Below are 19,125 nucleotides of genomic sequence, written 5' to 3' on the forward strand. Positions count from 1 at the left end.
CGCCGGTGACCGATTCCCGCTTCAGGACGGGACTGAACGCCGCCAGCCCGCTGCCGGCGCTGTCCCCCGCGGCCCGCGACACATTCTGGCGCTCGCTGCAAACGCTGAACGCCACGCGTGTCGTCATCGCGCTGGTACTGCTGGTCTACCTGAGCTTCGACAGCCGCGGCCCGCAATCGACCGGCGCCTTCCTGTACGCGCAGACCTGCGCGTCGTACCTGCTGCTGGCCATCCTGTTCGCGCTTACCGCTGCCTGGTGGCGGCGCCGTTTCATGCTGCAGCTGCTGTCCCAGATCACCTGCGACCTGGTCGTCATCTCGCTGTTGTATACAGCGGGCGGCGGCGTGCGCAGCGGGCTGGCGATCCTGTACCTGTTCCCGCTGGCCGGCTGCGCGATCCTCGCGCCGCTGGTGCTGGCGCTGTTCTGGGCCGCGCTGGCCTCGCTGTTCATGCTGGCCGAGAGCACCTGGCGCGCGCTGGAAGGCGACGGCGACAAGGCCTTGCTGCAGGCCGGCCTGTATGGCGCGGCCTTCTTTGCCGCCGTGCTGGTGGTGAACCGCATGGCCGCGCGGCTGATCAAGCAGGAAGAGCTGGCGGTACAGCGCGGCATCGAGATCGGCTTGCAGCAGGCCGTCAACCGGCTGGTGATGTCGCAGGCGGGCGACGGCATCGTCGTCGTCGGGCCGGATGGCGAACTGCTGGCCGACAATCCGGCGGCGCGCCAGATGCTGGGCCTGTCCGGCGCGCTGGGCCTGCGGCTGGGCGCGATGCCGTCGCTGCACCCGGTCGCGCAAGCCTACGAGGACTGGCGTGCCGACCCGGCCCGCCATACCGTCTACGTGACGATCAAGCCGTATACCGATCCGGCCCTGCAGGACCTGACCACGGCCTGGAGCGTGCGCGCCGACCTGGCCGCGCACCTGAAAGTGCGCTTTGCCGCCGCGGAAACCATCGAGCTGGGCACCGAGCGCAACGTGATCTTCCTGCAGGACGTGACGGCGATCGAAAACCAGGCGCAGCAGCTGAAGCTGGCGTCGATGGGCCGGCTCACCGCCAGCATCGCGCACGAGGTGCGCAACCCGCTGTCGGCGATCGGCCATGCCAATTCGCTGCTGGCCGAGGACCTCGACACGCCGGTGCATGCCCGGCTGCTGAAGATCATCGGCGACAACGTGGCGCGCGTGAACCGGATGGTGGAAGACATCCTGCAACTGTCGCGCAAGGCGCACGTGCACGGCGAGCCGCTGGCGCTGGCCGCGCTGGTGGCCGAGCTGAAAGCCGAGTTCGACGAGACCCACCGGCTCGATCCGCAGGTGCTCGACATCTCCAGGGTTGCCGACGTGACGGTGCGCTTCGACCCGCTGCACCTGCGCGAAGTGCTGCTCAACCTGCTGGGCAACGCGATCCGCTATGCCAGCCGGCAGCCGGCGTCGATCCGGCTGTTCGTGGTGCGGCTGCAGGGCCGCCCGCCGGAGCTGCACGTGCAGGACGACGGCCCCGGCATCTCCACAGAAGTGCGGGCCCACCTGTTCGAACCGTTCTACACTACCTCGTCGAAAGGCACCGGCCTGGGCCTGTACCTGGCGCGGGAGCTGTGCCTGAACAACGAGGCGATGCTGGACTACGAGTACCGCCTCGATGCCGGCCCGGTGGCCGTGCCGGTATCGTCCGGCCGGTTCGTCATCACGTTCGCGCACCTGTCACGAGACGATAAAGCATGAGTTCCACCTCCCGCAGTTCTCCCCGCGTCCTGGTGGTGGACGATGAAGACGACCTGCGCGACCTGCTGGAGATCACGCTGCTCAAGATGGGACTGGACGTGGACGGCGCGGCCGACCTGGCCAGCGCCCGCGCGCTGCTGGCCGCGCACGACTACGACCTGGTGCTGACGGACATGCGCCTGCCGGACGGCCTGGGCCTCGACCTGGTGCGCGAGATCGCCGCCAGCGGCCGCATCCTGCCGGTGGCCGTGGTCACCGCCTTCGGCAGCGCGGAAAACGCCGTGGTGGCACTGAAGGCCGGTGCCTTCGATTACGTGACGAAGCCGCTGCAGCTCGACCAGCTGCGCCAGATGGTGCAGTCGGCATTGAAGCTGAACGTGCCCGCCGGCCCCGCCGTGCCGGGCGCGGAGCCGGTGGACAGCCGCCTGAAAGGGCAATCGGCGGCCATGCAGGCGCTGCGGGCGCAGATCGCCCGGCTGGCCCGCTCGATGGCGCCGATCGCGATCACCGGCGAATCGGGGTCCGGCAAGGAACTGGCCGCCCGCGAGATCCATGCGCAGGGCGCGCGCGCCGACAAGCCGTTCATCGCCGTCAACTGCGGGGCAATCCCCGAGGCGCTGATGGAAGCCGAATTCTTCGGCTACCGCAAGGGCGCATTCACCGGCGCGGCGGACGAGCGCGACGGCTTCTTCCAGGCCGCCAACGGCGGCACGCTGATGCTCGACGAAGTGGCGGACCTGCCGTTGCCGATGCAGGTCAAGCTGCTGCGCGCGATCCAGGAGCGGCGCGTGCGCAAGATCGGCGCCACCGCCGAGGAACCGGTGGACGTGCGCATCGTCAGCGCCACCCACCAGGACCTGGCGCGCTGCGTGGAGCAGGGCCGGTTCCGGCAGGACCTGTTCTATCGCCTGAACGTGATCGAGCTGTCGCTGCCGCCGCTGCGCGAACGGCTCGACGACCTGCCGGTGCTGACCGGCGCGATCCTGGCCCGGCTGACCGGCGCGGGCGGACAGCCGGCCACGCTGGGGCCGGGCGTCCTGGAGGCGCTGCGCGGCTACAGTTTTCCCGGCAACGTGCGCGAGCTGGAAAACATCCTGGAACGGGCGCTGGCGTTTTCCAACGACGGCGTGATCGGCGTGGCCGACCTGGCGCTGAAGGGCGCCAGGCTGGCCGAACCCCAGGCGGCGGCCCCGGCACCCGCGCCTGCCGCGTCGTCGGCCGCGTCGTCGGCCCCGGTGCTTACGCCGGTTTCCACTCCGGTTTCGGCCCCGGCCGCGGTGCCGCCGGGCGCCCTTGGGCCGGGGCCGGCCGGCGAGCGGATGCCGCCATTGCCCGACCTGTCGGTGCTGCCCTCGAACCTGCCGGCCTACCTGGAGCGGGTGGAGCGGGAGATCATCGTGCGCGCCCTCGACCAGACGCAGTACAACCGCACCCAGGCCGCGCAACTGCTCGGCATCAGTTTCCGGCAGCTGCGCTACCAGATGCAGAAACTGGGGATCCAGGAGCCGGAGGGCTGAACGGGGCGTGCCGCGACACCGGTGTTTGCGTGCCAATCGGAACCGGTGTCCGACACATTTTCCGGGTGATGCGTCCGGAAAAATGTCCGACACCAGTTGCTTCACGCGCCGGCAAGTCGCCATGGGGGTACTAAAAAACCAACATTGGCGCGTGTTGCGATGAACCCTGCTGAATGCTTAGGCAGGCGCCCGGTTCTAGCATATTTCCCAGGTTAGCGTGTGCTCACGCAAGAACGCCTGTTCTTATCGAGGGCTTTAAAAGTCAACTGAATTATTAGCCATTCTGGCAAAAAATTTCCGGCCGTAGCGCTTGTCGTGCGCTATCGCGCTCACTACAATTAGTGTCATAGATTGTGTGGTGCACTAAATCTAGTGCTTTGGTGGATAACCTGGTGGGTAACTTGCCGATATCAGTTGATAACCCGGTTGATAACTCAGTTGATAAGTACGTTGATAACTGCGTTGCTTACTGTGTTGCCAACTGCGTTGCCAACTGCGTCGATAACTTGGCAGACAAGTTGCCCTGACACAGGCCCTTCCTCCGATAGCGCGTAGGCGGCATCACACATGAGCCACCGGGTTGAAGCCGGCAGCCGGCGAGTCATTCGAACATCTGTTTCGAGGGCCGCGGCATTGCCATTTTGACCCCGTTTTTTTGTGGCGAAGAGAATTTGTTCCGAACACTTAATCGGGAGCTGAACACACATGCAATCCAACCAAGACATCACCACCCAGCCGGCCCAGCAAATTCCAGCGGCCGCAGTACAGCCGGACAGCGGCCTGACCACGGCAGCCGACATGGGCGACTACCGCATCATCCGCCGCAACGGCGGCGTCGCCCCGTTCGAGCCGTCGAAGATCAAGGTCGCGATGACCAAGGCCTTCCTGGCCGTGCAGGCACAGCAGGGCGGCCCCGCGGCCGCATCCGCGCGCATCCGCGACCTGGCCGAGCAGCTGACGAACAACGTGGTGAATGCCCTGGTGCGCCGCCAGCCTTCCGGCGGCACGTTCCATATCGAAGACGTGCAGGACCAGGTGGAACTGGCCCTGATGCGCTCCGGCGAGCACGACGTGGCCAAGGCCTACGTGCTGTACCGCGCCAAGCAGATGGAAGAGCGCCGCGCCAAGAAGGCCGCCGCCGGCACCGGCGACGTGGCCGAGCCGCAGCTGCACGTCACGGAAAACGGCCAGCGCCGCCCGCTGGTGGTGCAGGAAGTGCGCGACCTGATCGATGCCGCCTGCTCCGGCCTGGAAAAGCACGTCGATGCCGACGCGATCCTGTCCGAGACGTTCCGCAACCTGTATGACGGCGTGCCCGTCGAAGAACTGTACAAGTCCGCCATCCTGGCTGCCCGCGCGCTGATGGAAAAGGACCCGGCCTACACGCAAGTGACCGCCCGCATCCTGCTGCACGTGATCCGCCGCGAAGTGTTCGGCAAGGAAACCCCGCAGGCGCAAGCCGCGGCGGCCTATGTCGAGTACTTCCCGCAATACATCGCCAAGGGCATCGCCGCCGAACTGCTGGATCCGAAGCTGGCCGAGTTCGACCTGCAGAAGCTGGCCAAGGCACTGGTGGCCGACCGCGACCTGCAGTTCGGCTACATCGGCCTGCAAACGCTGTACGACCGCTACTTCCTGCACATCCGCGACGTGCGCATCGAAATGCCGCAGGCGTTCTACATGCGCGTGGCGATGGGCCTGGCGCTGAACGAGGAAAACCGCGAAGCGCGCGCGATCGAGTTCTACAATCTGCTGTCCTCGTTCGACTTCATGTCGTCAACGCCGACGCTGTTCAACTCGGGCACGCTGCGTTCGCAGCTGTCGTCGTGCTACCTGACGACCGTGTCCGACGACCTGGAAGGCATCTACGACGCCATCAAGGAAAACGCGCTGCTGGCGAAATTCGCCGGTGGCCTGGGCAACGACTGGACGCCGGTGCGCGCACTGGGCGCCCACATCAAGGGTACCAACGGCAAGTCGCAGGGCGTGGTGCCGTTCCTGAAAGTGGTCAACGACACGGCCGTGGCCGTGAACCAGGGCGGCAAGCGCAAGGGCGCCGTCTGCGCCTACCTGGAAACCTGGCACATGGACATCGAGGAATTCCTCGACCTGCGCAAGAACACCGGCGACGACCGCCGCCGCACGCACGACATGAACACGGCGAACTGGATTCCCGACATGTTCATGAAGCGCGTGATGGAAAAGGGCGAGTGGACGCTGTTCTCGCCGTCCGAAACGCCGGACCTGCACGATAAAGTCGGTAAAGCATTCGAAGCAGCCTACCTCGGCTATGAAGCCGCGGCCGCCCGCGGCGAGATCCGCGTCTTCAAGAAGATCCAGGCGCTGGACCTGTGGCGCAAGATGCTGTCGATGCTGTTCGAGACGGGCCACCCGTGGATCACGTTCAAGGATCCGTGCAACATCCGTTCGCCGCAGCAGCACGTGGGCGTGGTCCACAGCTCGAACCTGTGCACCGAGATCACGCTGAACACCGGCCCGGACGAGATCGCCGTCTGCAACCTGGGTTCCGTGAACCTGCCGGCCCACATGAAAGAAGGCAAGCTGGATCATGTGAAACTGCAAAAGACGATCCGCACCGCGATGCGCATGCTGGACAACGTCATCGACATCAACTATTACGCCGTCGACAAGGCGCGCAACGCGAACATGCGCCACCGTCCGGTCGGCATGGGCGTGATGGGCTTCCAGGACTGCCTGCACATGATGCGCGTGCCGTACGCTTCGCAGGAAGCGGTGAACTTCGCCGATACGTCGATGGAAGCGGTGTGCTACTACGCCTACTACGCGTCGACCGAGCTGGCCGAAGAGCGCGGCCAGTACGCTTCGTACAAGGGTTCGCTGTGGGACCGCGGCATCCTGCCGCAGGATTCCGTGAAGCTGCTGGCCGAGGAGCGAGGCGGCTACCTGGAACAGGACATGTCGTCGTCGATGGACTGGACGCCGCTGCGCGAACGCATCAAGCAGTTCGGCATGCGCAACTCGAATTGCGTGGCGATCGCTCCGACCGCGACCATTTCGAACATCATCGGCGTGTCGGCCTGCATCGAACCGACGTTCCAGAACCTGTACGTGAAGTCGAACCTGTCCGGCGAGTTCACCGAAATCAACTCCTACCTGGTGCGCGACCTGAAGGCACGCAACCTGTGGGACGAGGTGATGATCGCCGACCTGAAGTACTTCGACGGTTCGCTGACCAAGATCGACCGCGTGCCGCAAGACCTGCGCGACATCTACGCGACGGCCTTCGAAGTATCGCCGAGCTGGCTGGTGGAAGCCGCCTCGCGCCGCCAGAAGTGGATCGACCAGGCCCAGTCGCTGAACATCTACATGGCCGGCGCCTCGGGCAAGAAGCTGGACGAAACCTACAAGCTGGCATGGCTGCGCGGCCTGAAGACCACGTACTACCTGCGCACGATCGCCGCCTCGCACATGGAGAAATCCACGTCGAAGACCGGCGCGCTGAACGCCGTGTCGCCGGCTGCCATCGGCTCGTCGAGCGCGGCAGCCGAGCAATCGGCAGCGCCGGCAGTGCCGACGCACAGCGCACCGGCCACGGTGCAGCAAGTGGAAGAAGGCGCCGCCTGCTACCTGCGTCCGGGCGATGCGGGCTTTGAAGAGTGCGAAGCCTGCCAGTAATCAGGGCCCAACGAGCCTGCCTGCCCTCCGGCTGCCGCTGAGCCAGCCGGAGAAGGAAGACCACCCGCGGCAGCGCAGGAGCCCCTTGCCCCTGCGCTGCCGAGTCGCCATCTAATATAGACAGGGGCCGCCTGAACATGGCGGCGGTCCCGTTACCGATCAAAGGAAGAACAATATGTTGAACTGGGAAGATGACGTGGCCAAGCCCGTCGCCGCAGCGGGCGCCATCGCCGCCGAGCCGGAAACCACCGCCGAGCAGATCTCGCATCGCGTCAACGCCGACGACAAGCGCATCATCAATGGCAAGACGGACGTCAACCAGCTGGTGCCGTTCAAGTACAAGTGGGCCTGGGACAAGTACCTGGCCGGCTGCGCCAACCACTGGATGCCCCAGGAAGTGAACATGCAGCGCGATATCGAGCTGTGGAAGAACCCGAACGGCCTGTCCGAAGACGAGCGCCGACTGGTCAAGCGCAACCTGGGCTTCTTCGTGACGGCCGACTCGCTGGCCGCCAACAACATCGTGCTGGGCACCTACCGCCACATCACGGCGCCGGAATGCCGCCAGTACCTGCTGCGCCAGGCGTTCGAGGAAGCGATCCACACGCACGCCTACCAGTACATCGTGGAGTCGCTGGGCCTGGATGAGCAGGAAATCTTCAACGCCTACAACGAAGTGAAGTCGATCCGCGACAAGGACCAGTTCCTGATCCCGTTCATCGACACGCTGACCGACCCGGCCTTCACCACCGGCACGATCGAAAACGACCAGAAGCTGCTGAAATCGCTGATCGTGTTCGCCTGCCTGATGGAAGGCCTGTTCTTCTACGTGGGCTTCACGCAGATCCTGGCGCTGGGCCGCCAGAACAAGATGACCGGTGCCGCCGAGCAGTACCAGTACATCCTGCGCGACGAATCGATGCACTGCAATTTCGGCATCGACCTGATCAACACGATCAAGCTGGAAAACCCGCTGCTGTGGACGCCGCAGTTCCGCGACGAGATCAAGGCGCTGTTCCAGGAAGCCGTGGAACTGGAGTACCGCTACGCCGAAGACACCATGCCGCGCGGCGTGCTGGGCCTGAACGCGGCCATGTTCAAGGGCTACCTGCGCTTCATCGCCAACCGCCGCGCCGTGCAGATCGGCCTGGAGCCGATGTTCGACCAGGACGAGAACCCGTTCCCGTGGATGAGCGAGATGATCGACCTGAAGAAGGAACGCAACTTCTTCGAGACGCGCGTGACCGAGTACCAGACGGGTGGGGCGCTGAACTGGGATTGATGTCCAGCTTCAAGTAATACGTTTCAAATGAAGGCCTGTCGAGAGACGGGCCTTTTGCATTGATGGGCAGCGCGAACTGCGCCGGGGAGAAGCGGTTTGCAAGGTCTCGGTAATCGCCAGTCACGCAAACGATGCGCTGCGATTCGCTGCTGGCTCACACTGGAATACGCTGCTTTCTGCTGCGCGGCTTCTTCAAACAACCTTGAAAGCGCAAAGCATCGGCAAAGAGCCGAAAAAAGCAGGGGAGTAGCGAAAATCTCCGCTATGGCCTTTCGCGGGGAAGCACACTGTCTGTCGATGTCGCGCACGGCGTATTGCAGGCTGATCAGGGGTTCGCGTCGATGGAACGCGGATTCCTGGAAGCGGTCCTGCGATCATCCGCTCCCCATCGGCATCGGATGGACAACTCCGCCGCCAGCGCCTCTCACCAAGTACATAACAAAGGCAGGGCTGTCGCAGCGCAAATTGCCAATCATTCCCAGCGATACGCTCACCAGACGTTACTTACCAAGGAGAGAACATGTCGGACTTCTATCGCTACTTTAAGGAAAACATGGATGCGCTTGGGCTGCCAGCGCCGGAATCGCTCTATGGAACGCTTCAAACAGCCGTCGCCAGCGCCGCAGTGCTTCTTGGGCAACTCGACAAGTTTGGACGAAAGGTCACCGTCAGGGATCTCATCGTCGCGGGAACGCGTCTGGAAAAGCTGACTGTTGTGGGAGCACTGTCCGCCGCATTTTACGTTGGTGCAGTGATCGGCAGTATCGCGGTCGCTACTGGCCGGGTACTCGGGCGCGGCACGTCGCTGGCAGACGTCATGATGCTGGCCCACCAGAACCACCTTGACCGGCCGTGGCTTCGTTCCAGTCTGCAGCGCTGGCCAGGTACATATAAGAATGCTCCAGGTCGTAACATGTACCGCCAAGCCGCGGCACAGCGATGAAAGACCACGTCCTGCTGCTCGCCGTCGCGCTGGCGAGCGCATCGGTTGCATGGGCCTTCTGGCATTTCCTGGGGCCGGATGCGCTCGATGTACTCGTTCTCGTGGCGCTGACAGGTACGATCGCCGATAACTGGCGCCTGCGCCGCGCCTTGCAGCGCTGTGAAACAAAAAATGAGGGCGGCGGCACATAAAGCTTCGCCAATGCAGAGCCCAAATAGAAAACGCCAACCCGACAGGTTGGCGTTCCTTGTTTACGCGCCGGGCGATCGTGGGCTCACTGGGCTCAGATAAACCGCGTCCCATCCGCGCTTTCCGTCAGTGACCCCTGGCTGTCCACCGCGATCCGCCGCGACGCCGGATCCACCCGCAGGAAGCGGTTGTTCGCAATCGACATCAGCACCAGCTCCCCGGTCGGCGTCTCGGTCCACTGGAAGCTCTGCGCCTCGCCCGGTGCGCCATCGGCCAGCGACACGGCGCCGTTCGCATCCACCGTCAGGTACTGCCTGCCGGCCCGCAGTGCCACCACGGAGTACGAGAAGCGCGCCTTCTCGGTCAGGAAGTCGGCATCGGCGCGTAGCCACACGCGCACGGCTGACGCTGACTGCCAATCATTCTGTGAACGCAGTCATCGGCTACTTGCCCTCCGCATATGATGCGAGCCTAAGACAAGCCGTTTCGTCGCATCGCGGGCATCGAAAAGTCTTGCGCAGCTCCAAAAGCTGGATATCCAGTGGTGCCACTGTTGCGATGCTTTCAAGCGGAAGCTCCAATTGGAATCCACATTTGGGGCATGCTACCGACAGTCGAAGGTTATCCATGAGTGCCTGACGCAATGTAGCGCCCCATAGTCTTTTAGCAGGCACGCTTCCTGAAAATTTTCCAGGCCGATGTTCATCCCATTGGTTATAGATCTGGAAACCATCGCCAATAAACTTGTGCACCCACTTGGACTCGGATAGCAGCGAAGCTGAGAGAGTTTGGGTTCGTTCCAGAATTTCAAAAACAGGAATTCTATAGTCACGCATAATCTGGTACATTCGCCAGTACACGCTCGCAGTATCCTTCGTGGGCTGACCTCCACATTTGAAGTGTTGTAGTGAGCGTTTCCCAAGATCACCGGTCTGCCCTACATAAAACGGAACCTCTAAATCCGGCTTTCCAACTCGACGTACTCGTTCCTTCATTGCGTAAGTTACGTAGTCGGTTCCATTCAATGGGCACGCGTGGAACTCGCGAACTATGCGCCTGATCTTCTCTTCCAATTCCCGATGCCGAACGCTGTCGAAATTTTGCGCGTTCCGGAGAGGTTTCGTCGTCCAGTGCTGTCGGGTAAATTTCATAATCTGCTCGGCAATGGGAATCTGCTTGAGGCACCAGACCACGAAAATATTGTCTTCGACACTACGCTTCTGGTCAACCAGACTTCTTGATGGGGAACTGCTCACGGATCGAACAGATTAGCTGCTCGGGCCGTTGTGATGGGCAGCCGTCTACGTAACCCGCTGCGGAGGTAGAAGTGAAGAAGACATGTTTAGCAAAGAACGCCAGACGATCGCCAGTTCACCGTGCCCAGATAAACCGCGTCCCATCCCCGCTTTCCGTCAGCGGCCCCGGGCTGTCCACCGCGATCCGCCGCGACGCCGCATCCACCCGCAGGAAGCGGTTGTTCGCGATCGACATCAGCACCAGCTCTCCCGTCGGCGTCTCGATCCACTGGAAGCTCTGCGCCTCGCCCGGCACGCCATCCGCCAGCGACACGGCACCATCCGCATTCACCGTCAGGTACTGCCTGCCGGCCCGCAGTGCCACCCGGCCCAGCTTCATGTCCTGCACGGCGAACCGGGAAGGCGCGCCGCTTGATAAGCGGCCGCCGCCGGCATGCAGTCCCGTCTTTGCACCAAAAGAGGTCAGCGTGATCGATTTCCCGACCGGGATGGCCCGCATCAGGCCGTGCGGGTAGGGCTGGTAGACGTCGATGCTGTCGAAGTCGGCCACGCCGCCCTCGGTGCCCGCGGTGTTGTAGTTGAAGAGGGCATAGCGCACGCCCTGGAACGTCACCAGCTGGAAGACCATCGTGAACTCGTCGCCGAGCGGCACGAAGTGCCTGCCGTCGACGGAGTACGAGAAGCGCGCCTTCTCCGTCAGGAAGTCGGCGTCGGCGCGCAGCCAGACGCGCGCGGCACCGGCATCGAGCTTGACCGGCACCCGCTTCGCCGCATTTCTCGCCTGGTCGAACAGGGCGATCGACAGGCCGCCGGCGGTCTTCTCCACGCCCAGGGTCGCATAGGGCAGGTTCAGCAGGGCCAGGCCGGCCACGTCGCCTTCCTTCAGCCCTGTGACGTCCAGCGCGACAGTCGGCGACGACTTCGGCCCGATGGCGCGCTGGGTCAGGCTGTTCTTCGCTTCCCAGAACGACTTCGCCGGCAGCGCATGCAGCCGCAGGTAGCCCGGCCGCTCGGCCAGCGACCACTTGCCGTCGACCGGCACGTGGTTCCACTGCCAGACCGGTTTCAGGGCCGCGCCGCTGAAATCGTCGCTGCGTTCGAAGGGGACGCGAATTTCTTCAGCCGCCGGTTGCGGCCCGGCCGTCTTCGGCTCGACCGTCTTCGGCTTGACCCAGGTGCGCGGATTGCGGCCCAGGTTGCCCGGCAGGCCGAAATACGGCCAGCCATCCTTCCACGTCACCGGCGACAGCGACAGCAGGCGGCCCACCGAGTTGTAGTCCATCATCGAGTATCCCCACCATTCGCCGGCCGGCGTGAGAATGATGCCGCCCTGGTGGATGGCAGTGGCGTCGTGCCGCTTCGGATCGCCCGCCGCGACTTCGAAGGGCGGCGTGTTCTTCTTCAGCCGGTTGCCCTGGGCCAGGCCGAAGCCCTCGTTGGTGCTGATGGACCAGTTCACCTCCCATGGGCCGAACGGGTGGTCGGCACGCGCGGCCGGCATGCGGAAGCCGCCGGCGTAGTTCGCGCTGAGGATGTAGTACTTGCCGTCGATCTTCAGCAGGTGGGCGCCTTCGCCCATGCCCTGGTCCTTCGCGAAGATGACCTTTTCGGTGCCGGGCACCACGTCGGTCAGGTCGGCGTTGAGCTGGGCCATCTTCATTTCCTGGTGGTCCCACACCACGTAGACCTTGCCGTCGTCGTCGAACAGCACCGACAGGTCGTGCAGGCTGCGCTTCATTTCGCGGTGCGTCCAGGGCCCCTTCGGGTCGGTCGCCGTGAAGACCTGCGTACCGCGTTTGTTGATGTTGGTGAAGATGTAGAAGGTGCCGTCGTGGAAGCGGAAACTGGGCGCCCAGATGCCCTGGCCATAGATCGTCTTGCCGTCCTCGAGCCGGAACTGCGGGCCGAGGTCGAGCTTCGGCGATGCGTAGCTCATGAACTCCCAGTTCACCAGGTCCTTCGAGCGCAGCACCGGCAGGCCGGGCATCGCGTGCATCGTGGTGCCGGTCAGGTAGAAGTAGTCGCCGACGCGGATCATGTCCGGGTCGGAGAACTCGTCGTAGAACAGCGGGTTCGTGAAGGTGCCGTTGCCGTTGTCCGGCGTCCAGGTCTTCGTCGACAGGCCCTGCACTGGGCGCGCTTCGTGCTGGGCCATGGCGGGCGCGGCGAGCAGGGTGGAAGACAGGGCCAGCGCCGCGGCGAGCCGCAGCGAGAGGAGTGTCGGCATGGCAGTATCCTGTGAATGGCGGGGCCCCCAACATAACCGCATGGGCAGCCTGGAGCCAATCAATTTTTAGCGCTCATCCATATGAAGTTGAATATCGCCTGGCGAAGCAGGGAAAGCGATCCCTTCGCTGCGCCATGCCGCCGGCGCCGGTGCCCCGAAGCCTTCCAGCAGCAAGCCGCCATGGGGGGCCAGCGTGCGCCGCACCGCCGTGTCGAACAGCGCCTTGCCGGTGGCTGGCGCGGACGCGATCGCGTTCATCGCGGCAAGGAGATCGGCGGCCAGGCGGGGATCGGTGGCGCGCAGCCGGCGCGCCAGGTGCTTGCCGACACCGGTCCAGGCACCGGCTGCGCGCAGCGCGAACTGGGCCAGCGAGTCGTACAGCTTGACCGCGGTGGCCAGCGTTTCGCCAGGTTCGCTGCCATCGATCAGGTCTTCGAGCAGCGTCGTGATCTCGTAGCGGCGGCTGGCCAGCATCGCCGGCGTCAGCGGCGCCGGCCCGTCATCGATCAGCTGCTGCGCATGAGTGCGCAGCCACGCCGTCGCGGCGCGATAGGGCGGCACGTCCGGCAGCACGCTCACGCCATCGATCGCCATGTTCGCCAGCGGCATGCGGCCGGCGGGCCGGTCGATCTCGCGGCAGAAGTAGTCGAACGTGGCGGGATCGTGGCCGAACAGCTCGACCGTTTGCGTGCCCACCTTCAGCGTGTCGCGCCATGCCTGGTCGACGCGGTCGAATATCAGCAGCAGGTCGATGTCGGAAGTGGGCGTGGCTTCGCCGCGCGCGATCGAGCCGCCGATGATCGCCACTCTGGCGTCGGGCCAGCGCGGCAGCAGTGCGTGGGTCACGAGATGGCGTGCGGCGTCGATATGCATGGTTCGTCTTTCGATATGTGAAGGGGCAGTGTAGCCGGTCCGCCGCGCGTCGGCGAACGCCGCCTTCGGGCCCGGCATGCGCAGCGTGCAGGCCGCCTTCTTGCCGCCTTCATGCTGCCCTCGCACCGTCGCCAGAACGGCGCGATACCGCTGCCGTATGGGTCTTTAGGGATGGGGCGTGCCATCGCGTGTGCATTGGCGCGCACTTTTTTTTCGTGCGGCGTCATCCATGCCGCGCGATCGCGGCGACGCGATCGCGCCTCGCATGCATGCCGGCTCATGCATGTGCCGATGTCGCGCCGCTTCGCATAGAGCCTTTAGGTAAAGGCGTTATGCGAAGCGGTGTGACGTGACGATCATCGTGTGCCGACGCCGGGCGATGGTGTGCGGCGCATGCGGGGCGCTCGGCTATGTGCGCTACCTCGCGCAGCCCAGTAAAAAAAGAGCGCGAAAAGCATGCGTGCCGGTTGCACATCACAAAGGTTTTCGTGTACTTTACGAGCTTGAAAACAAGGGTATTTGCAAGCACTCTTTTTAGAGCGAGCGATTCCCGCAAAAAGCCAAGAACGAAGCCAAGAACGAAGCCAAGAACGAAGCCAAGAACGAAGCCAAGAACGAAGCCAAGAACGAAGCCAAGAACGCAATCAAGAACAACAGGACAAAAGTTCGCACAGATATGCACGACGACCACACGGTTAACTGGTAGGCCGCCTCGCCTGAACTTAGTCAGGCCGGGCGGTTTTTTCTTTGAGGACCAGGACACGGTGTGAGCAGGGCAAAGGTTCGGAGCTGGGTGCACGCCCGAACCGGAGACACGAAGAACAAGAATTTTGAGACCGGCGCCGCGCGCCCGTGCATGAGGCACGAAGCAGGGTATGAAGTACAGGGTACCTGGCGGTGGCGTCGATCGAATGGCTGAAGTGCTGCAGTCGTGAGGAGCTGCAGCAGTTCAGCCGGGTGCCGAATTCATTAGCGCAAACATCGAAATGCTTGTGCCGATGAATAATTCGCCCGCCATGCCGACGGGTATGCCGGACGGGTTTCAACTATGTGCGTATTTTCATCCCGGATGAAGGAGAAATAAAATGGCTACCGCCACCAAGAAGACCGATACGAAGAAGCCAGCCGCCACCAAGGCCGCTGCCGCTCCTGCCAAGAAAGCCGCGACCGCCAAGCCGGCCGCCGCTGCGAAGAAAACCACCGCGGCTGCCAAGCCTGCTGCGGCGAAGAAGACCACGGCCGCGGCAAAACCTGCTGCAGCGAAGAAGACCACGGCGGCTGCGAAGCCTGCCGCGGCGAAGAAGACCACGGCAGCGGCAAAGCCGGCCGCAGCGAAGAAGTCGACCACCGCAACCAAGTCCACCGCAACCAAGTCCACCGCCGCCAAGTCCACGGCAGCGAAGTCGACGGCAGCGAAGAAGTCGACGACGGCAGCCGCCAAGCCGGCAGCGAAGAAGTCGGCAACCAAGGCCGCCGCCAAGCCGGCAGCCAAGAAAGCCGCCAGCAAGACCGCTGCCGCCAAGCCGGCAGCCAAGCCTGCAGCGAAGAAGGCCGCGACCAAGACCGCCGCCGCCAAGCCGGCAGCCAAGAAAGCCGCTGGCAAGACCGCTGCCGCCAAGCCAGCAGCCAAGCCTGCAGCGAAGAAGGCCGCGACCAAGACCGCCGCCGCCAAGCCGGCAGCCAAGAAAGCCGCCGCCAAGCCAGCAGCCAAGCCAGCAGCCAAGCCTGCGGCGAAGAAGGCCGCCACCAAGACCCCCGCCGCCAAGGCGGTAGCCAAGCCTGCGGCGAAAAAGGCGGTAGCCACCAAGGCCGCCGCCAAGCCGGCAGCCAAGCCGGCAGCGAAGGGCGCGGCAACCAAGTCCGCCGCCGCCAAGCCGGCAGCGAAGGGCGCGGCAACCAAGTCCGCCGCCGCCAAGCCGGCCGCCAAGGCCGCCGCGACGAAGACCGCAGCCGCCAAGCCGGCAGCTCCGGCCGCCACCAAGGCAGCAGCGAAGCCAGCAGCGAAAAAGGCCGCAGCAAAAAAGCCTGAGGCCGCGCCGGCCACCGCCCCGGCAGCGACTACGGCCGACAAGCCCGCGGAACAACCAGTAGCGAAGAAAGCCGCTGCGCCGAAGAAGGCGGCAGCGAAGAAGGATTCGGCAGCGAAGAAGGATACGCCGGCGGCAGCACCGGCAGCGGCTCCGGCCGCCGCTTCCGCGCCATCGGCGAAGACCACGCTGGCACCGGCGGCCGCATGGCCGTTCCCGACCAGCACCCGTCCTTCCTGAGCGGCGATGGGCGAGATCCGGCGTCATGCCGGCCGCCCGCCCGGCCGTCGATCGTGGCCGTCGATCCGGATCGGCGATCCGATTAGCGGCCTGATGGGCGCGAATACCGCTGTGTGAGACAATCGCACAGCGGTTTTTTTATGGAGAATGCTCGTGCTTAGTATTGTGATGCTGATCGTCGATACCGTTGCCGTCCTGCTCGGCGGGGTGCTGCTGCTGCGGTTCTGGATGCAGGCGACACGCGTGCGCCCGCCATCGTCGGTGGCGCAATTTACGTTTCAGTTGTCCGACTGGCTGGTACGGCCGATGCGCCGCCTGGTGCCCGGCGTGGGTGGCTACGACTGGGCAAGCCTGCTCGGCGCGTTCCTGATCGTGGTGCTGGCCACGTCGGTGCGCTGGTTTGCCGGCTACCCGTTCGACCTCATCATGCTGATGGCGCTGCACCGCTTCCTGCAGTGGATACTGTACGGTTTCATGATCCTGCTGGTGATCGAGGCGATCTTCAGCTGGGTCAACCCGCACGCGCCGCTGGCGCCGTTCGTGCGCGCGCTGAACGAGCCGATCCTCAAGCCGGTGCGCCGCGTGGTGCCGCTGGTGGGGAACCTCGACCTGTCGCTGCTGGTGGCGCTGGTGCTGCTGCAGATCGCGCAGCTGGTGCTGGACATGCTGTTCCGGTGAGGCTCTGGGGAGCCAATGAAAAAAGGCGCCGATGGCGCCTTTTGTTTTTGGGGTAAAGCTCGATGTCCAGATGGCGGTGAGGCGCTGGGGTCTGTCCCCGGTAAGTGGGAGCTTTCGACCTTGCCAGAGTCGTTGCGAGGGGACTGACCCCGGTTTTTCGCCAGCGTTTCGACAGCGCCCGCAAAACCGGGGGTGGAGCAGGGGTTTCGGGAGCATTGCTCCCGCCTGCGAAACGGAGATGGCATGCATGCCATCTCTCCCTCCAGTCCCCTGAAGACGCTATCGGCAACCGTTAAAGCTAGCACTAACCGGGGACAGACCCCTGTAGCGCAACCGCCATCGGCAAGCGCTAGAACCGGTACCCGAACGCCTGCTCGAACCGGTCGCCGATCTCTTCGCGCGTAAACAGGTGATTCTGGGCGCCCTTGTGGGCGATCTTGATCGCGCCCAGCAGGCTGGCCAGCCGGCCGGTGGTTTCCCAGCCCAGGTCGTGCGACAGGCCGTACAGCAGGCCGGCGCGGTAGGCGTCGCCGCAGCCGGTCGGGTCCAGCACGGCCGCTTCCACGGCCGGGATGTCGATGCGCTGGCCGGCAGTGTAGATCTCCGAACCTTTTTCGCCGCGCGTGACGATCAGCGCTTCCACGCGCGCCGCGATGTCCTCCAGCGCCAGGCCGGTGCGGTCCATCAGCAGCTCGATCTCGTAGTCGTTGCAGGTCACGTAGGTGGCCTGGTCGATGAACTTGACCAGCTGCTCGGGCGTGAACATCGGCAGTTGCTGGCCCGGGTCGAAGACGAACGGAATGCCCAGGCGCGCCAGGTCTTCGGCGTGCTTCAGCATGCCCAGGTGGCCGTCCGGCGAGATGATCGCAATGCGGGCCGGGCCGGCCGCTTCGATGTCGTTCTCGTGCGCGAACGACATGGCGCCCGGGTGGAACGCATTGATCTGGTTGTTATCGGAGTCGGCCGTGACGAAGCACTGCGCGTTGTACGCATCCTTCTTGATCAGGATGTTCTGCGTGCTGATGCCGAGCGTTTGCAGGCGCTCCAGGTAGGCCGCGCAGTCCTGGCCCATCACGCCGACGATGCGGGGATCGCCGCCGAGCAGCTTCAGGTTGTAGGCGATGTTGCCGGAGCAGCCGCCGAACTCGGTGCGCATCGTCGGCACCAGGAACGACACGTTCACCTTGTGCAGCTGGTCGGCCAGCAGCGTGTCGCCGAAGCGGCCCTCGTATTGCATGATGATGTCGATGGCGAGCGAGCCACAGATCAGGGATGTCTGGTTCATGGATGAGAAATCCGTTCAGGGGTAGAAAATGGCGATGTGGTAGCCGGAGGCGCGTAGCCGGTCCAGCTCGAAATACAGTTTGACGGCCTGCTCGCTGCGTGGCCGGAAGCCCTGCGCCATGGCACTCTTGCCCAGGTAGTCGCGCGGCGCGAAGACGCGGCGCAGCACGGGTTTGTCGGCCGCGTCGTTCAGCACCAGTTCGATGTGCGGCCAGGCCTGCACCGAGCGCGACTGGTTGCGCAGCACGGTGGCGAAGCTGAACGTATTGGGGGCGAGCGTCTGCAGCTCGCCCTGTTCGATCGCCAGCGCATCGATCTGGCGCGGCAGCTCGACCGTGCAGCCCAGCGGGCCGCACAGCGCCTGCAGTGCCGGTTTCAGCGCGGGGTAGTCGGCGGCAAGCCGATTGCGCAAGGAGTAGACGCCCTGGCCAAGCAGCGCGAATGCGAGCAGCGGGATGCCGGCCATCATCGCCAGGCGTGCCAGGTGGCGCGAGCGCTCGCGGCGCGCCGCCTGGCGGACGAATTCGGGCTCTTCTTCGTACCCGTCGGCGTCATCGGGCAGGGCAGCGGCGCCACCGGCACCGGCGGCCAGCAGCGCACTTTCCGGCGCGGCCGCCAGCAGGTCGGCCGCGGCGGCATCGTCGGACGCGCGGTCGGCGGCCTCGTTGGCCGCATCGCTGTCCACGTTGCTGGCTCCATCGCTGGAGGTGTCCTTCGGCGCCGGGGGCGGGGCGACCGGTGCGGGTTCGTCGTCGAAATGGTGCAGGTCATCCAGCGCGACCGCCACGATGTGCTCGGACGGCATGTCGAACGCGGGTTCGCGGCGGTGGCTGTCGGCCAATGCCGGCTCGGGCGCCGGCTCGGGTTCCGGCCCGTGCTCAGGTTCCGGTTCCGGTGCAAGTTCAGGTTCCGGTGCAGGTTCCGGTGCAGGTTCAGGCGCCGGCTCCGCCGCCGGTGCGGGCTCGGCTTCCCTTACCTGGACCGCCACGTCATCGAGGTCCAGTTCCAGGTCCAGCTTCGGCGTGGCGGGAGCGGCAGGAGCGACAGGTGCCACAGCCGCCACCGGCGTCACGGCAAACGGCGCCGCGGGCTCCACGAGCGCCGCATTGCCGTCGAAGATCTCGTTACAGGCCCCACAACGCACGATGCCCCCACGCAGCTTCAACTGGTCCAGGGCGACCCGGAACACGGTATGGCAGTGGGGGCATTTCGTGGCGAGCGCCATGCGTCG

General features: G+C 64.6%; 14 protein-coding genes. 9 read left to right on the plus strand and 5 right to left on the minus strand.

Annotated features, from left to right (window positions below; all coding sequences use genetic code 11):
- The first annotated feature begins 5 nt into the window (after positions 1–5).
- The 6 genes from FHS02_RS07330 to FHS02_RS07355 all read left to right on the plus strand — a co-directional run bounded on the left by FHS02_RS07330 (position 6) and on the right by FHS02_RS07355 (position 9,311).
- Positions 6–1,721, plus strand: coding sequence for a sensor histidine kinase (locus FHS02_RS07330; RefSeq protein WP_229422233.1), 1,716 nt, complete (start codon positions 6–8; stop codon positions 1,719–1,721).
- Entirely contained in the window at positions 1,718–3,238 is a 1,521-nt protein-coding gene (locus FHS02_RS07335; protein WP_137314677.1) for a sigma-54-dependent transcriptional regulator, read from the plus strand. Before FHS02_RS07330 ends, FHS02_RS07335 begins: the two co-directional genes overlap by 4 nt.
- Before the next feature lie 705 nt (positions 3,239–3,943).
- The gene (locus FHS02_RS07340; protein WP_137314676.1) at positions 3,944–6,895 is read left to right on the plus strand and encodes a ribonucleoside-diphosphate reductase subunit alpha; all 2,952 of its coding nucleotides are present in this window, start codon (positions 3,944–3,946) and stop codon (positions 6,893–6,895) included.
- 175 nt (positions 6,896–7,070) lie between these two features.
- Entirely contained in the window at positions 7,071–8,177 is a 1,107-nt protein-coding gene (locus tag FHS02_RS07345; protein ID WP_137314675.1) for a ribonucleotide-diphosphate reductase subunit beta, read from the plus strand.
- Between the two features lie 520 nt (positions 8,178–8,697).
- Entirely contained in the window at positions 8,698–9,120 is a 423-nt protein-coding gene (locus FHS02_RS07350) for a hypothetical protein (protein ID WP_137314674.1), read from the plus strand.
- Complete coding sequence (locus FHS02_RS07355; RefSeq protein ID WP_137314673.1) at positions 9,117–9,311, plus strand: hypothetical protein; 195 nt, start codon at positions 9,117–9,119, stop codon at positions 9,309–9,311. Before FHS02_RS07350 ends, FHS02_RS07355 begins: the two co-directional genes overlap by 4 nt.
- A gap of 92 nt (positions 9,312–9,403) precedes the next feature.
- Here FHS02_RS07355 and FHS02_RS07360 read toward each other — a convergent pair whose 3' ends face one another.
- Positions 9,404–9,709 carry a hypothetical protein gene (locus FHS02_RS07360; protein ID WP_137314672.1) on the minus strand — a complete coding sequence of 102 codons (306 nt, stop codon included), beginning with the start codon at positions 9,707–9,709 and terminating at the stop codon, positions 9,404–9,406.
- A gap of 634 nt (positions 9,710–10,343) precedes the next feature.
- Between FHS02_RS07360 and FHS02_RS07365 the strand changes: the two genes are divergently transcribed.
- Positions 10,344–10,550: a hypothetical protein gene (locus tag FHS02_RS07365; protein WP_137314671.1), complete on the plus strand. Its 207-nt coding sequence runs from the start codon at positions 10,344–10,346 to the stop codon at positions 10,548–10,550.
- A 130-nt stretch (positions 10,551–10,680) separates the two neighbouring features.
- Here FHS02_RS07365 and FHS02_RS07370 read toward each other — a convergent pair whose 3' ends face one another.
- Both FHS02_RS07370 and FHS02_RS07375 read right to left on the minus strand, forming a co-directional pair.
- Complete coding sequence (locus FHS02_RS07370; RefSeq protein ID WP_137314670.1) at positions 10,681–12,792, minus strand: glycoside hydrolase family 43 protein; 2,112 nt, start codon at positions 12,790–12,792, stop codon at positions 10,681–10,683.
- A 66-nt stretch (positions 12,793–12,858) separates the two neighbouring features.
- Positions 12,859–13,665 (minus strand): nucleotidyltransferase domain-containing protein, encoded by an 807-nt coding sequence (locus tag FHS02_RS07375; RefSeq protein WP_175424835.1) that lies wholly within the window; start codon positions 13,663–13,665, stop codon positions 12,859–12,861.
- A 1,085-nt stretch (positions 13,666–14,750) separates the two neighbouring features.
- Here FHS02_RS07375 and FHS02_RS07380 point away from each other — a divergent pair.
- Both FHS02_RS07380 and FHS02_RS07385 read left to right on the plus strand, forming a co-directional pair.
- The gene (locus FHS02_RS07380) at positions 14,751–15,932 is read left to right on the plus strand and encodes a hypothetical protein (RefSeq protein ID WP_183444248.1); all 1,182 of its coding nucleotides are present in this window, start codon (positions 14,751–14,753) and stop codon (positions 15,930–15,932) included.
- A gap of 168 nt (positions 15,933–16,100) precedes the next feature.
- Entirely contained in the window at positions 16,101–16,610 is a 510-nt protein-coding gene (locus tag FHS02_RS07385) for a YggT family protein (protein WP_371861483.1), read from the plus strand.
- Between the two features lie 349 nt (positions 16,611–16,959).
- Here FHS02_RS07385 and FHS02_RS07390 read toward each other — a convergent pair whose 3' ends face one another.
- Positions 16,960–17,895 (minus strand): carbohydrate kinase family protein, encoded by a 936-nt coding sequence (locus tag FHS02_RS07390; RefSeq protein WP_137314665.1) that lies wholly within the window; start codon positions 17,893–17,895, stop codon positions 16,960–16,962.
- A gap of 15 nt (positions 17,896–17,910) precedes the next feature.
- Positions 17,911–19,119, minus strand: coding sequence for a DUF3426 domain-containing protein (locus FHS02_RS07395; RefSeq protein WP_137314664.1), 1,209 nt, complete (start codon positions 19,117–19,119; stop codon positions 17,911–17,913).
- Positions 19,120–19,125: the final 6 nt, after the last annotated feature.

Source organism: Pseudoduganella umbonata, assembly GCF_014192225.1.
Classification (GTDB): Bacteria; Pseudomonadota; Gammaproteobacteria; order Burkholderiales; family Burkholderiaceae_D; genus Rugamonas; species Rugamonas umbonata.

Bases quoted from the DNA above. Each gene is read 5' to 3' on its own strand.
- FHS02_RS07335 (WP_137314677.1), top strand. From the start codon at position 1,718: ATGAGTTCCACCTCCCGCAGTTCTCCCCGCGTCCTGGTGGTGGACGAT.
- FHS02_RS07340 (WP_137314676.1), top strand. From the start codon at position 3,944: ATGCAATCCAACCAAGACATCACCACCCAGCCGGCCCAGCAAATTCCA.
- FHS02_RS07345 (WP_137314675.1), top strand. From the start codon at position 7,071: ATGTTGAACTGGGAAGATGACGTGGCCAAGCCCGTCGCCGCAGCGGGC.
- FHS02_RS07350 (WP_137314674.1), top strand. From the start codon at position 8,698: ATGTCGGACTTCTATCGCTACTTTAAGGAAAACATGGATGCGCTTGGG.
- FHS02_RS07355 (WP_137314673.1), top strand. From the start codon at position 9,117: ATGAAAGACCACGTCCTGCTGCTCGCCGTCGCGCTGGCGAGCGCATCG.
- FHS02_RS07370 (WP_137314670.1), bottom strand. From the start codon at position 12,792: ATGCCGACACTCCTCTCGCTGCGGCTCGCCGCGGCGCTGGCCCTGTCT.
- FHS02_RS07375 (WP_175424835.1), bottom strand. From the start codon at position 13,665: ATGCATATCGACGCCGCACGCCATCTCGTGACCCACGCACTGCTGCCG.
- FHS02_RS07380 (WP_183444248.1), top strand. From the start codon at position 14,751: ATGGCTACCGCCACCAAGAAGACCGATACGAAGAAGCCAGCCGCCACC.
- FHS02_RS07385 (WP_371861483.1), top strand. From the start codon at position 16,101: ATGCTGATCGTCGATACCGTTGCCGTCCTGCTCGGCGGGGTGCTGCTG.
- FHS02_RS07390 (WP_137314665.1), bottom strand. From the start codon at position 17,895: ATGAACCAGACATCCCTGATCTGTGGCTCGCTCGCCATCGACATCATC.
- FHS02_RS07395 (WP_137314664.1), bottom strand. From the start codon at position 19,119: ATGGCGCTCGCCACGAAATGCCCCCACTGCCATACCGTGTTCCGGGTC.